Consider the following 13,881-nt stretch of genomic DNA (forward strand, 5'->3'; position numbering starts at 1 on the left):
TTACCAGATTTTAACGCGATCTTCAGGGGCTAAATACAGCTTGTCGCCAGGCTTAACATCGAATGCGCTATACCAAGCATCTAAGTTACGCACTGTCAGCGCGCGGTACATACCGGGTGCATGGCCATCGGTGGCTACGCGAGCCCGCAGCGCTTCATCACGCATCTTAGTGGCCCAGGTTTGCGCAAAGCCGATAAAGAAGCGTTGATCGCCCGAAAAGCCTTCAATCACTGGGGCTTCTTTACCGTTAAGCGAGGCATGGTACGCATCAAGTGCCGCGGCTAAACCCGCCACATCGGCAATGTTTTCACCTAAGGTCAGCTTGCCATTGACGTGTAAATCAGGGAAAGGTGCATAAGTATCAAACTGCCCTGCTAACGCATCGCCTTGCTTAGCAAACTGCGCAAAGTCAGCCGGCGTCCACCAGTTACGCATAGCGCCAGTCGAGTCGAATGCCGCACCATTGTTATCAAAGCTATGGCTGATTTCATGGCCAATCACAGCGCCAATCGCACCATAGTTGTAAGCGGCATCGGCCTTAGCATCGAAGAATGGTGGCTGTAAAATACCCGCAGGGAAGTTAAGCGCATTTTGCACGGGCAAGTTCACCGCATTCACCACTTGCGGCGTCATCCACCACTCGCCTTTATCCATTGGTTTGCCAATCTTGGCGAGCTGATGGCTGTACTCTACTTTTTCACCATTGATGGCATTCGCGTAGGCATTAGTCGCCGTCACAGCATAGCTGTCGTAGTTGCGCCATTTGTCGGGATAACCCACGCCCACTGCCATAGTCGCCACTTTCGCTAGGGCTTCTTTCTTAGTGGAAGGGTCCATCCAATCGAGTTTTTCCACTCGCTGACCAAAAGCGGCCACTATGTTATCCACCATAGTGCTGACTTCAGCCTTGGCCGAAGCAGGGAAATATTGCTCGGTATAGGCATGGCCTACGGCATCACCTAGGTATTGATCGAGTGCCGCTAAGGCACGTTTATCGCGGCTACGCTGCTCTGGCGTCCCAGAAAGTTTAGTGCCATTAAAGGCAAACGAAGCGTTGTCTATAGTCGATGGCAACACATCGGCGTGGCTGTTGATCTGGTGGAACACGAGCCAATCTTTCCAAGCTTCTAAAGGCTCAGAGGCCACTAGCGCAGAAAGTCCTGTAATTGCCGTCGCATGGTAGGCTGCAAATTTGGGCTGATTGCCCAGTTGCGCCGCCGCGAGGAAAGCAGTCCAGTCGATACCCGGTGCTTTAGCATCAAAGTCAGCACGGCTCCACACGCCCGAAGACTTAGCGAAATCTTCGCTATCTTCACGACTAGCGTGGGCGGCAGCAATCTTGTTTTCAAGGGCGAAAATACGATCGGCACGGGCAGCGGCATCGCTCACGCCCGCATCTTTGAGCAGGGTTTCAATATAAGCACGGTAAGCGCTGCGAATGTCGGCCATTTTAGGATCGGCAGACAGATAGTATTCGCGCTCGGGTAAGCCTAAACCGCCCTGCAAAAAGTAAGGCAAAACTTCGCCCGGCGTGGCTAAACCTTGGGTGACGAAGATCCCAAACAGGTTTTCGGTATGGAAATCGGTCGCGTTGAGAGGGTCAACATCGGCGCGCAGGTTTTCACCTAATGCTGCGGATAAATCTTGCTTGCTCGCAATGGCCTCATAACGGGCGATATCCGCCTCAGCAGGTTTCATTCCTGCGGCATCAATCGCGGCAGTATCTGTGTAAGCCTTGTAGAAATCGGCGATACGCGCTTCGTCGCTACCCGCCGTATGCTGCGCTTTTACCAGTTCGGCAATCAAACTGGTTTTATGCTTTTCGGTTGCTTCAAAGGCAACGAGGAAAGCGCCAGTGCTGGAGCGATCGGCTGGGATCATCGTCGTTTTCATCCACTCGCCATTGGCGTAGGTATAAAAATCATCCCCAGGTTTTACGGTTGGCGACATAGCCGCGACATTAATACCTACTGGCATTTGAGCGGCAACGTCTTGGCTTTTAGGTGCGCTTTCGCTGGTTTTAACTGTGTTTTCTGTGATGTTATCACTGCAAGCAGTGAGCCCCGTCAGTACTGAAGTAGACAGTAACAGCACGGGAATAAGACGGTCCGACATGAATGGCTCCTCTTTCTTTTATTATTGTATTTATCTTGTGATGATTAGGTTTTGCAGTGTAACTGGCACTGAATGAAGAAGTAAAACAAAGCCACTTTTTATGATAAAAAGTTAATGCACACATTTTGAGCCGCAGCGTCTCAACCAATCACTTAATGCCATCAAAAACTCCCTCATTGCAGACACAAAAAAGCCGACTTTATGTCGGCTTAATCAAGTGTGGTTTAAGGTTACTATAACTTGAGCTGATTGTACTGAGTCCATGCAAGCACTTGTCCCATTTGAGGAATAATCCATACCGCCGTATGCTCATTTTGATAAACACGATAATAGAATAATTCTTCATCGCGGATATCATGCTTACGAATTTCACGATAAAACTGCATGGCAGAATTGCTCACTTCATCCGGTTTTGTCAGCTCTTTTTGTAACACTTTAACGTAGAAAACATCGACTTTAAGATCATTAATCTCAGTTTGGTACTGTTCAAACTCACCGCGGATCGTGTACTTAATCGGTGTCGTTAAGCAATCTTGATCTGTTATACAAGAGGTTGAATAGAAATTTCCCCGATTCTCCCCTTCATACACCAGAGACATGCTGAGATCGTTCCGAACTAAGAGTTCACCCGCGACAGGAAAATAGATATCCGCATGGTAATTATGCTCAACTAACTCCCCCTTACCCTTGTCATCCGCTGGGAGAACAATGCGGTTATAACGAATCCGCTGCTCCATCTTTTGACTCAGCGGAATAAATTCCGTCATATTTAAGCCTGCAGGTTTCGCATCTATTGCGGTGATATTAATCATACCGCGACCATTACAAGCCTCTGCGTCTAGCTCTGGACAAATTGCCATGGAATAGTTTTTACCATCCGTGGCTGCAAAAGCACTGAAATGCTTAATACTGCTGATATGATTTCCCTCTGGCGCCAAATGTTTTTGCCACCAAGACGGATGTAAATGCTCCTCATCGCCAATATAGAAAGTTTGCGCCGTTCCCAGAGTCCCACCGATATTGAGGCTGATGTATTTATCTGCATGCCACTTAGCCACTTGTTTAACCACCGCATGGTGATCACTCATATACCAGAAGATCGCCAAGATCAGGCCCAAGAAAGCAATACCTGCAAATTTGGTCCAAGCCGATACCCCAACTAAAGCATCACGGATTGCATCTGCATCGTTTATAGCCAACATCTTTACATGGGATTGCTCAGCAATATGCAATTGATAACCGCGGCGCGCCACGGTTTTGAGCTGTACTTCAGTATAAGGCTCGAGTTTTTTTCTTAGGGTGCTGATGCACTGTGTTAGTGAAGTCGGTGCCACGACGCGGTCTGGCCAACCCACCTGCAACAAGGCTTCTTTCGTCAATATGGCGTTGGGGGAAGATAACAAGCGTACCAATATAGCCGCTTCAGAAAAAGTCAGGTCTATGGATGTGCCATGCACTTGATCAACTAGTTTTTTAGCCTGTTCATCTAAAAATAAATATGAAGTGATTTTATGCATGTTAAACGCCCGAAAACTCAGCAAAAGCAGATAAGGTATGATTGCGCTAACGGCGGGCAAGCAGATTGGGACCATGTTTTCCCAAAAGCACTGTGACTTGCAGCCACCTATCTAAGATGGTTTATTTTACTTTTTAACAACATAAAATACTGTGACTGCATGCTCAGTTTAGTTATTGTTTAATAAGCACAAAATTAGGCTAATACAGGATTTGCTAAACTAAATTTCTTGACGTTTGAAGACCCAAGAGCACCCCAATAATAGAACAATAATCCAGCCGCCTAACAAACCATACATCATGGGTAATCCCAATCCCGTTTGCGCGATTAAGGAAAGGCTACTTTTAGCTGCTAGTGTATCCGAAGGTGCGGCAAGCAAATTTAAGGCACGGAACAAGTCAGTAGGATTCAGTAAAATGAGTAGATTAAATAGATTGCGATTAAGCATTTCACTCATTCCAACCAAAACACTGAGCAAAATAAGGTCATAAACCAGCACAAGCACAAACCATAAAATAAGTAACGTTCCCAGTGCCTTGGCTTTTTCTCGCACACACAGGCTAACCCAATAGCCCAATAGAACAAACACTAATGACAACAAAATACTGCTTATTATCAAATGGGTAAATCCGATAATTATCGCGAGTTGAGCCTGAGCATCGCCAACGAGTAGCAGTAATACTCCTGTCACACCAAAACCTAAGATACTGGCGATAGTCATTACGCACGCATGGCCCAAAAACTTGCCGCAGACAAGATGCCAACGCTCCAATGGATAGGTCAGTAATAACAATAAGGTGCCAGATTCTTTCTCACCGACAAAGCTGTCATAGCTCAACAAAATCGCGCCTAATGGCAGCATAAATACCGATAAAGTCACAAGCCCAGAAAGGATCTGCGCAGGCTCAAATACTACTAAGCTGCCCGATATTACGCTCCCCATAAAACTCACACTAAGGGAGAGCAGCAACAATACACCCGCCATCATCCATAGCCATCGATTGCGCAAATTGTCCTTAAACTCCTTGGCAGCTATGGTACTCACTATATTTAGAGCACTTAAATGACCACACTGCAAAACCTCTGATTGACTCATACGGCGGCCTCCCACTTAACGCCTTGAGCCATATCTGTTACTTGAGTGGTATCTGCAGATACAACCTGGGGCAGAGAATGACAAACGGTTTCCATATAGTGATGAAACACAGACTGCAAACTCGGAGGCTCAACAGAAAAATCCCCTGCCGGCACTTTTTGCAATAGATGATGTAAAACACCTGACTTTTGCCCCTGCGGTACAGTCAGTTTTAATCCCTGCGGCGAACTCATCTCAACACAGCTGGCTAAAATAGGATCTGCGAGCACCTCTAGCCTTTGAGTGTGAGACAAAGAATGCAAAAAAAACTGGTTTGGCAACCGAGTTGCAGATCTAAGGGCGGTTAAAGTTCCCGAAGCTAACATTCGTCCTCGGCCTAAAATCAAAGCCCGATCCATTTGATCTTGAACTAATCCTAACTCATGGGTACTGATGATAATCGCGCAGCCTTTCGCCTTAAGTTGGGCTATTTTTTGATACAGAAAAGCCGATGCTAAGGGATCTAGACCGACAGTCGGCTCATCAAGTAACAATATCTGAGGATCAGCCAATATTGCCTGAGCGAGCCCAAGGCGCTGCCGCATTCCCTTGGAAAATGTACTCAGACGTTTATCTTTAGCGGCTTCTAAACCAAATTCGGCAAGTAATTCATGCACTTTTGCAAGAGCGACGCCTTTAAGTTTAGCGAAATAGCCGAGTAATTCGAGAGCGGTCATGTTGTCATAAAAGCTCACATTTTCAGGTAAATAACCTAAAGATAAACTCAACCTGACACTCATAGATCCCACATTGTGCCCTTGAACTTGGATCTGGCCACGTGTAGGAGTTAGCAATCCTAAAATAAGCTTAAGTAACGTAGACTTACCTGCTCCATTATGACCAAGGAGAGCAACAACTTGGCCCTTTAAAACCTCAAAATTCACGTCTTCCAATGCCTTAAAGTTGTTATAAAATTTACTGACATTTATCGCTTTAACGGCAATATCAGCACTGGCCACAGGCTTATTCGTCGAGAATGTGAAAGTCTGATTCATTGCGTACCTCCATCAATAAGTGCGGGCGAGACCGATTGCATTAAGGGAAAACTATCGCTAATTCCCGTCGTCATTCTGGGCTGAAATTGGCGTTCAACCCAACGCAGCAGTAAAACAACTGGACTTTCCATTAACAGTTTTGCCTCAGGATAAAGCCAAAATAGTTTGTCTAAGCTGTCATTGGGCCTATGGGCCAAATCACCTATCCCATCTAGATCCAGATCCCAGCCTTGGTATTCTGACCAATAATTGCCTTGTCCTTGATAACTCCACTCTAACTGTGTGTCGCCGACATATTTCACTTGGTTTTGATTCGCAATGATTCGATTATGCCAAAGACGGTTTTCCTCTCCGCCCATGGCCATACTGATCCCAGTATCGCTATGACTAAACTCGTTATCTTGAATACGGTTATTTTGAGCAGCGTAAATAAAAATGCCTTTGCCTTCGTTACCCAGCTCCACCGAACCTTGGGGATGCTTAACGTCTGTGGCGGTATTGGCCTGAATATGGGACTCGTTGGTGATATTGAGCAGAATACCAAAGTCCCGCGCTTGGCTAACGTGATTATGGTGCAGGTAGATTTGCTTTGAGCTCATCAGGGCATAACCGCCATCGACGTTGATAGCTTGATTGTGCGCGGCTTCATCGCCTCGGGTGTACATGTAATGGATGGCGTATTGCAACTTAGCGAATTGATTATGGTGAATTTGGCTGTCCGTCACCGACTCGAGATACACGCCATCGCGGACAAAAATAAAATGGTTATCTTGCACTTGGGGCGCACTCACATGCTTGAGAAAGACACCGTCACCCCGATCCAACACATAAATGGCGCCATTGCCGCTGATATTGTTTTCAATGATGCGCGGCGCAGCAAGTTGCTCGCCATAAATCCCAAAGCCATCCCCCACCAGCCGATTGCCCTTAATAAGCACCTCGTCTGCCCCGGGCTGCAATAAAATGCCTGCATCGTGGTAATAAAGATCCCGTCCCCAATGGCGGATATTGAGTCCTTCGACAATCACTTTGGGTGCAGTAATGGTGAGGGCGCTGCCTTGGCGCAGGGCATCGAGGGTCGCGCCCGCTTCGCCCTTGATATGAATGGAACGGGTAACATTAAAATTGCCTTCATACACGGAGGTATCAAGTACGAGCGTGTCACCATCCTGCGCCTGCGCTAATGCTTGGGTTAAAGAGGCGGTATCTTTAACCCTTAGCTCCTGCGCTACCCCGATAAAGGATAAGGTGCAGAGCCAACTGATGAGCAATAAACGCAGCATGAGCAATCGCCTACTTATCGCCAGCGAGCAATTCGAGGGTGATATCGTTAAAGGTTAATACGCGTCCACCGTATTCCTTTGCAAAGGCTTCGGCGGCGGCTTTAGTGCTAAAAGGTGCGACTGCTGGCCCCATCACGGCTTTTTTACTGGTGCCGTAAACATAAAATGCGCTGGCGGCATCGATAAAGGCGCCATCATCAGGCTGTTCCCAATCGGTTGTCGCGGCGTCATGCACCATCATGTAAGCAATTTGTCTTTTATTTTCAGGCTGTAAGGCAAAGTTAAACATATCGCGGCTAGAGCAAAACTTAGGTACCATCTTCTCGGCCTTAAGATGTACTTGCCCCTTTGGTCCAGGGTATTTAGTGATCACCATACCGCACAGATGGCAACGATCATGCTCGTGGATCATCTCGGCTTTATGTTGGTGATCGGTCGCTTCACTCTTATTGCAGCCTAATAACAAAGGAGCGAGTAGTAACAACCCAAAGATCTTTTTCATGCTGTTAATCCTTTGAAAAATATCAACGCCTCGCCAAGGCACCTTGCAGGGACAGACCTCTTGCGACGAGGGTTGATAAAAAATGGTTCATCAAAGGCCGAGGCCTTAGTACATAGTTAAATCGCGTAGTTTTGACCCGCTAACAGGATGAAGAGTCGTAGACACATCATGCCCACCACCGCAGACATTCCCGACATATAAAACGCTTTGGCCGAATGGCTAAAATGTTTACCCGTCGCAAAGTTCAGTAGCAGTGGCGCACCAAAGCCGATACCCACAACACCAATCCAGAATACGCTTGCCCACACACCTTCATGGAAGGCGGCAAAAGCAAATTGACCACCGGCATTACCGGTTAATAACGCGGTGGCGATCATGAAAATAAACATGGCTTCGGCGAACATAATGGGCCATTCGGCGCCGTGCAGGATCTTCATTTCGCCGCTGTGCAGAGGCTCTTTAAATAACCACACCGCCAGCATTTTGGCTGAAGCGCCACCCGCGGATAAACCCGAGGCAATAAACAGTGCTGGGAGTACCGAGGTGTTGATCAGCGGGAAGCGGATCAGCGCAGAAATCAAGAAGCCGGTGTAAGCACACACTGATAACGCCAGCACTAACGCAAGCGCTTCCATTGGGCGCCTAAAGCCTTTTAACTTGGCAATAATCGGCGCTAAAAACTTCAATTGTGGGATGGCCATCAACTCTTTTTCGAGGGCTAAAAGCGCCACGACTGCCACTAACGGGATATACACCGACAGCGCAATAACACCAATCGACATCACAGAATTTAAGTTATAGAACACCAAAATTCGCCAGAAGAATAAGGAGTTAGTCAAGTCGAGCACCAGACATAACATCCCTAAGCTAATGGTGACAAAGGACAGCAGAGTCGCGGCTTTTAAGAAGGCGGTATTTTCAACCTGACCTAGGTAAAAACGCAGCGCCAGCGCAATGGTTAAGGCCCCACCCGAGATCCCCGCAAAAAATAAATACACAGCAATCGGCCAAGGCCAAGCAACGCCTTGGGATAAGCCGAGGGTAAATTCCATACTGGTATCCATATTTACACTCCCAGTTTAACGATTGGTATGTAACGTAAGCTCGGCTCAGTGCCAAACTGTGGCTTAATCCGCACAGAGTCTTTTACCGCCAATAACTTACTGACATAGGACTGAGGATCATTGGCATCACCAAAGATCAGCGCGTCGTACTTACAGCTCTGTACGCAGGCGGGTAACTCGCCCTTAGACAACTTGCTGTGCAAGCAGAAGTCACAGTTATCAGCCACATCGGTGTTGTCGTTGATCAAACGTGCATTGTAAGGACATGCGCCAATACAATATTTGCAGCCCGCGCATTTACTTGCATCCATAGTCACAATGCCGGTTTTGGCGTCGCGGTGCGCGGCGCCCGTTGGGCAAACAGTGACACAGGGGGCGTTTTTACACTGCTGGCAGGAAACCCGCACAAACTTACGTTCACAGTCACAAACCATCTTGCCGCAGTGAGGGCAGGCTTGACCTTCAACACGACCACTTTGCTGCTCAAGGATCACCCGAGAAACACCCGCGGGTAAGTTGTTTGCTTGGTTACAGGCGGTTTTACAATCACCACAACCGACACATTTATTTTGGTCAAAGACCATGACGTAATGGGGCTTATGGGCGCTGTCAGCATCTTCTTTGACCGAACACCCGGCTAAAGGCGTTAACATCAAAGAGCACATGCCAGCGCTTTTAAGGAACCTCCGTCTCTCTATATTTTCACTCACAACATCCTCCATCTATCGGTTTTATACCGACGTTTTTATTTATATCGTTATCGTTCCTACATGCCTGAAAATGGCTAGCGACTTGATTAATATCCACTTTCATTCAATTTGCTTTGGGCCTTGCCAATGGCGTTTAACAGGGCCTCATGATTAATCTCTGCCCTTGGCTGTGACAGTAATGCCTGCCAATGGTCTATCGCCTCTTGGTAACGCCCATGCAGATACGCATCGGTGGCCTGTAACATTCGGGTCTGTGGCTCAAAGGGCGCAATGACTAAGGTTTGAGCTATCACAGCTTGGGTCTGTGGTGTAATTTGGCGCGCATCGCGGTAATACAGGGCATTGGCCTTAGCGCCGAGCACCTCGGCGTCCTCACCCACTAGCGCAAGCAACTTGTCTAAGGTCTGCACCGCATCGCTATATAAACCACCCGCGCTGTAAGCCTGGGCAAGCGCCTGTAATGCCAACGGGTTTTGCGGTTGTTCATCCACGAGACGCAGGGCTTTGGTGATGTCGGCAGCGACTAAGTAGTCAATATGTTCATTGACTATGCCCTTATCCCAATCCTGATAACGCCCCGTTTGGCTGTAGATGGCTAGCGTCATGACAAGCAATACACCACTGCACAGCACTGGCAACCCATGGGAGGCTAGAGGCAAGCTCGCCACGGTTTGCAGTTGGTTTAAGCGTGCGTGTTGCCAAAAAATCCAAGCAACAAATCCGCTTAATAGGAGTGCGATGGTGAACCCTAAACTTGCCATACCTAACCTCTTTGTTTGCCGCTCCAAGCTTATGACTGAGCGAACAAAACTAAACGCTCAGTCCCCGATGTTTGCTCTTAGTGAGCAGGCATCATGCCCATCATGCGGGCTTCTTTTTTCTCACTTGGCTTTTCGATATTTTTCAGTTCGATTTCAAAGATCAAGGTAGATTGCGGTGGAATTTCACCCACAAATTCATTGCCATAGGCTAAGTTTGCGGGGATGACAAAGCGGTATTTAGAGCCCATAGGCATCAGTTTTAAGCCTTCTTCCCAACCGGGGATCACTGTCATTAAGGCAAAACGCGTAGGGTCTTTGCGACCAACGGTGTTTTCAAATTCAGTGCCATCGATAAGCTTGCCGACGTATTCAACGGTCACCACATCTTCTGGATTAGGCTTTTTGCCTTCGCCCGTAACCAGCACTTCATATTGCAGACCAGAATCAGTCACTTTGACGCCAGACTTCATTTTGTTTTCAGCAAGAAAGGCTTCACCCGCCTTGGTATTTTCAGCAGCTAATTTTTCAGCGTTGGCTTTTCTCACTTGATTTAATTCTTCGGCGCGTTGATTGAGATACGTCACCACTTCTTCATCGGTTAATTGCTGTTGTTTTTTCAGCGCGTCCACAAAACCTTGAACCACTAAGTCCACATTCACTTCTGCGCCCAGTTCCACTTGGTTATAAACCTGGCCAGAAATGTAGTTACCGACAGAGGCACCGATACTGTAAGACGCTTTTTCTGCATCGGTTTTAAGGCTTGGGGCGGCAAAGCTTGCCATAGATACAAACAGTGCGGCGCAGGTCGCCACTGTGATGGTTTTTGGGATAAAAGACGTTGGCATAGATGTTTTCATTTTATATTCTCTTCTATTTAGCCCTTGGGCTTAGTGCGTTAGCCGAAAACGTATGGGCATTACCCATAACCGATTAAAATATTTATTTGATTACTATGGTTTTTCTGTTGCTCTTCCGGACATACGCCAACCGAAAATACCGTCGGCCATATGGCGAACTCCGGTGTAACCTAGCTTCATGGTCTCCCGAGCGGCCATGTTGCTAGCGGTACAAAGGCGATTAGCGCAATAGAACACCATCACCGCATCTTTATTCTTTGGAAGTAACTCTCTCCAATTTTGAACATTGAAAAAAACCGCTCCGGGGACAAAACCTTCCGCCCAGATTTCCAGCGTGTTTACGTCGAAAAAATAAACCTCTTGCTTGCCGACTAAGGTTTCAGCTTCCCGCATGGAAATAGGATTTAACTGAATTTCGTTATAGGGCGCTTCAGAGATATCAGAACCTCCCCCTGCTATGGCGGGTAGGCTAATGCCCCCTAAGCTCAGAGCCATTAAGCCGCCGATAAGGCTTTGTCGGATCACGTTATTCATCATTTGGCCTCGTATATTCCCCGGCACGGGTGTGTCGGGGACAAGTTAGACTCGAGTCGAACTACATTTTCTGTGCGCTCAGACCTTTACCATCGATAATGGCTTGGGCTTGAGTCACATAGGTTAAGGCAGCATCAAGACGTTTCAGTGAGTAACTTGGGCCGTGCGCACCCCATGAACCGTCAGCCTTAATCAGGCGAACAACATCTTGGGCTTTGTCGGTCAACATCAACACTTGCGTCTTGTCTTCAACCGACAGCTTGGTGACTTCTAACAGCTTGTCGATACGGGCAAGGGCTTGCTCTACTAGGGCAAAAGTTTCTTTAACTGGTTTTTGCCACTTTTGAACTTCGCCATAGATTTCCATCTGGTCTTCAAAGTGCAGACCCACTTCAAGTTCAGATTGGAACTGGCTATGACAACCTTTGTTTTCGGTCACATCGTGGTCTGAAGCTGAAGTACGGGCGCAGGTCCACATCAAGTCGAGGTAGTTGTAGCCGTTTTCATCTTTCGCCACAGTCCAGCCCTTAGTCGTCGCATCGCGCGACTTACCTTCAGGTGGGTTGAGGGTCTTACGCAGTGGGTCGACATCAATCTTCCACATGTGTGACTTACGCACGTTGTCGAAGCCCGCCATATCTGGGAATTGGATCGCCGTGAAGTTTTCACAGCTTCCCATGTTTGGCATGTGACAGCTTTGGCAAGTTTGGTTGCTGTGGGTGTTGGTGTTCTTGGCGATCTCGGCTTGAGCCGTATGACAGTCAGTACACTCTTTGATGATTTTTGGCTTGGTAGTACCAGATTTCCAATCACCATCAGTCACTTCGTGTGGATCGTGACAGGTTGAACAACGCATGCCTTTGTCATAGTGTGCAGAGGCAAACATTTGCGAACCTTCAGTACCGCAAGATGGGCAAGAAGATTTCATCTTCACGTTGAAGGCATATTCCAGTTTCTCTTTACCCTGTGGCGTTTCAGCTAGCTCTTCAACAAAATTGAAGCGTTGGTGACAACGTTCACAGTTAGATGGCATACCGCCACCAATACCGCCGTCTAAGTGGCCGCCTGCGCCATGACACTCTTCACAGGTAATCCCTTTAGAAATCGTGTGTTTTTGCAGCTCTTTTGGGTTACCTAAGGCAGCGAAGAATTCATCTTTAGTTTGGAAGTCAAACTTAAAGCTGTGGCACATTTCGCAATAGGAGCTAGCTGGTTGGAATAGGAATTCCTTCTCGTACTTAGCACCGTATGAGCTCATGCCCCATTGGTGTGAACCGCTGGTACCAAAATCTTCCATTTTGACAGGGAAACTTGGGATAGCTTTGTTAATTTTTGCAGCCATTTCAGGGGTTAACCACTCAGCCCAACCGCGGGAGAATTGGTTACCACCGGCGACCATAGTCCCAGTGCCGTCCTTCAATAGACCGTCTTTAACATGGTAAGTACCACGCACTAAATAGGCGTCGATAAAACCATACTTGGTACGTGGTGTACCCACAGTGGCGTAGATAGCGTCTGGCGTAATACCCGATGGCAGAATCGAGGTATCTTTGGTGGTATACATGGTTTTTTTCAGGTCGTTATCGACTTCTGGATGTTCGCCAGGGAAGCGAATCGTCTTAGAGTGACGTGAACGTCTCCATTTTTCGTATTGCGGACCATGACACTCACCGCATTTTTCGGGGCCAACAAACTTGTTAGGGAAATCTAAAATCGATTTTGCCCCTAAACGATATTGCAGTGCTTTTGGACGTTGACCATCGTTATAGGCACTATAACGTACAGCGGTGCCATCAGTTGAGTTCACTTCTTTACTGTGTTTACTGTAAGCAACACTGTCACCACCGTGTAAATATTCTTCACCGCGGTCACTGACTTTATAAGTGCCCTTTAATCGACCTTCCGCGTCATATTTAAAAACGGGGTGATTTTCAAATAAAAAATCAAATAATTCTTGCTCTTGAACAATATAATCCTGCAGTGTTTTAACACCACGGGATTTCTCCATTAAATTGTCATTTAAATTGGGATTAGCCAAAATATCTTGAGTATAGTGGGATTGCTGTTTATTACCCACTCCAGGGACCACTTTACCATCCGATTTAGCATCGGAGGCGATTGTGGTAGCGCTTACGGCAGAACCTAAACAAAACAGCACGCCTAAGGCTGTTTTGATTTTCCATCGCTTCATCATTCACTCCTAATTTATCATTAGTTTTATATTCTCCACTGAACCTAACTGTTCACTGAACGACATAAACAATTGACCAGTGGCTGCATGATGACGGAGTGGAAAAACAAAAAATCTGCGCTAGAGCACATTAAATTTTAATTCAGAAATCAAGAGGAGCCAAAATAATTAAATCATAACAAATCAACACCTTAAACAATGAAAAACAGTAGTTAATT

12 protein-coding genes are annotated in these 13,881 nt (G+C 47.0%); all 12 read right to left on the bottom strand.

The window, feature by feature from the left end; all coding sequences use genetic code 11:
- On the bottom strand, nucleotides 1–2,115 hold the full coding sequence (locus Q4Q57_RS12515) for a M13 family metallopeptidase (protein WP_311891003.1): 2,115 nt from the start codon (nucleotides 2,113–2,115) through the stop codon (nucleotides 1–3).
- A gap of 233 nt (nucleotides 2,116–2,348) precedes the next feature.
- Nucleotides 2,349–3,632: a helix-turn-helix domain-containing protein gene (locus Q4Q57_RS12520; protein WP_115333792.1), complete on the bottom strand. Its 1,284-nt coding sequence runs from the start codon at nucleotides 3,630–3,632 to the stop codon at nucleotides 2,349–2,351.
- A 219-nt stretch (nucleotides 3,633–3,851) separates the two neighbouring features.
- Nucleotides 3,852–4,727: an ABC transporter permease subunit gene (locus Q4Q57_RS12525; RefSeq protein ID WP_311891004.1), complete on the bottom strand. Its 876-nt coding sequence runs from the start codon at nucleotides 4,725–4,727 to the stop codon at nucleotides 3,852–3,854.
- On the bottom strand, nucleotides 4,724–5,761 hold the full coding sequence (locus Q4Q57_RS12530; RefSeq protein ID WP_300477389.1) for an ABC transporter ATP-binding protein: 1,038 nt from the start codon (nucleotides 5,759–5,761) through the stop codon (nucleotides 4,724–4,726). Before Q4Q57_RS12530 ends, Q4Q57_RS12525 begins: the two co-directional genes overlap by 4 nt.
- Complete coding sequence (gene nosD / locus Q4Q57_RS12535) at nucleotides 5,758–7,044, bottom strand: nitrous oxide reductase family maturation protein NosD (RefSeq protein WP_311891005.1); 1,287 nt, start codon at nucleotides 7,042–7,044, stop codon at nucleotides 5,758–5,760. The genes Q4Q57_RS12530 and nosD overlap by 4 nt, the downstream gene beginning before the upstream one ends.
- 10 nt (nucleotides 7,045–7,054) lie before the next feature.
- Complete coding sequence (locus Q4Q57_RS12540; RefSeq protein ID WP_311891006.1) at nucleotides 7,055–7,546, bottom strand: nitrous oxide reductase accessory protein NosL; 492 nt, start codon at nucleotides 7,544–7,546, stop codon at nucleotides 7,055–7,057.
- Between the two features lie 116 nt (nucleotides 7,547–7,662).
- Nucleotides 7,663–8,610 (bottom strand): NrfD/PsrC family molybdoenzyme membrane anchor subunit, encoded by a 948-nt coding sequence (gene nrfD / locus Q4Q57_RS12545; RefSeq protein ID WP_311891007.1) that lies wholly within the window; start codon nucleotides 8,608–8,610, stop codon nucleotides 7,663–7,665.
- A 2-nt stretch (nucleotides 8,611–8,612) separates the two neighbouring features.
- Nucleotides 8,613–9,320, bottom strand: coding sequence for a 4Fe-4S dicluster domain-containing protein (locus Q4Q57_RS12550; RefSeq protein WP_012090327.1), 708 nt, complete (start codon nucleotides 9,318–9,320; stop codon nucleotides 8,613–8,615).
- Nucleotides 9,321–9,406: 86 nt separating this feature from the next.
- Nucleotides 9,407–10,081 (bottom strand): tetratricopeptide repeat protein, encoded by a 675-nt coding sequence (locus Q4Q57_RS12555; protein ID WP_311891008.1) that lies wholly within the window; start codon nucleotides 10,079–10,081, stop codon nucleotides 9,407–9,409.
- Between the two features lie 77 nt (nucleotides 10,082–10,158).
- Nucleotides 10,159–10,938 carry an FKBP-type peptidyl-prolyl cis-trans isomerase gene (locus tag Q4Q57_RS12560; RefSeq protein ID WP_311891009.1) on the bottom strand — a complete coding sequence of 260 codons (780 nt, stop codon included), beginning with the start codon at nucleotides 10,936–10,938 and terminating at the stop codon, nucleotides 10,159–10,161.
- Between the two features lie 93 nt (nucleotides 10,939–11,031).
- Nucleotides 11,032–11,475, bottom strand: a complete 444-nt coding sequence (locus Q4Q57_RS12565) for a rhodanese-like domain-containing protein (RefSeq protein ID WP_012090330.1) — start codon at nucleotides 11,473–11,475, stop codon at nucleotides 11,032–11,034.
- 58 nt (nucleotides 11,476–11,533) lie between these two features.
- Entirely contained in the window at nucleotides 11,534–13,663 is a 2,130-nt protein-coding gene (gene sirA / locus Q4Q57_RS12570; protein WP_012090331.1) for a dissimilatory sulfite reductase SirA, read from the bottom strand.
- Nucleotides 13,664–13,881: the final 218 nt, after the last annotated feature.

This window comes from Shewanella sp. SP2S2-6, from assembly GCF_031931965.1.
Lineage (GTDB): Bacteria > Pseudomonadota > Gammaproteobacteria > Enterobacterales > Shewanellaceae > Shewanella > Shewanella baltica.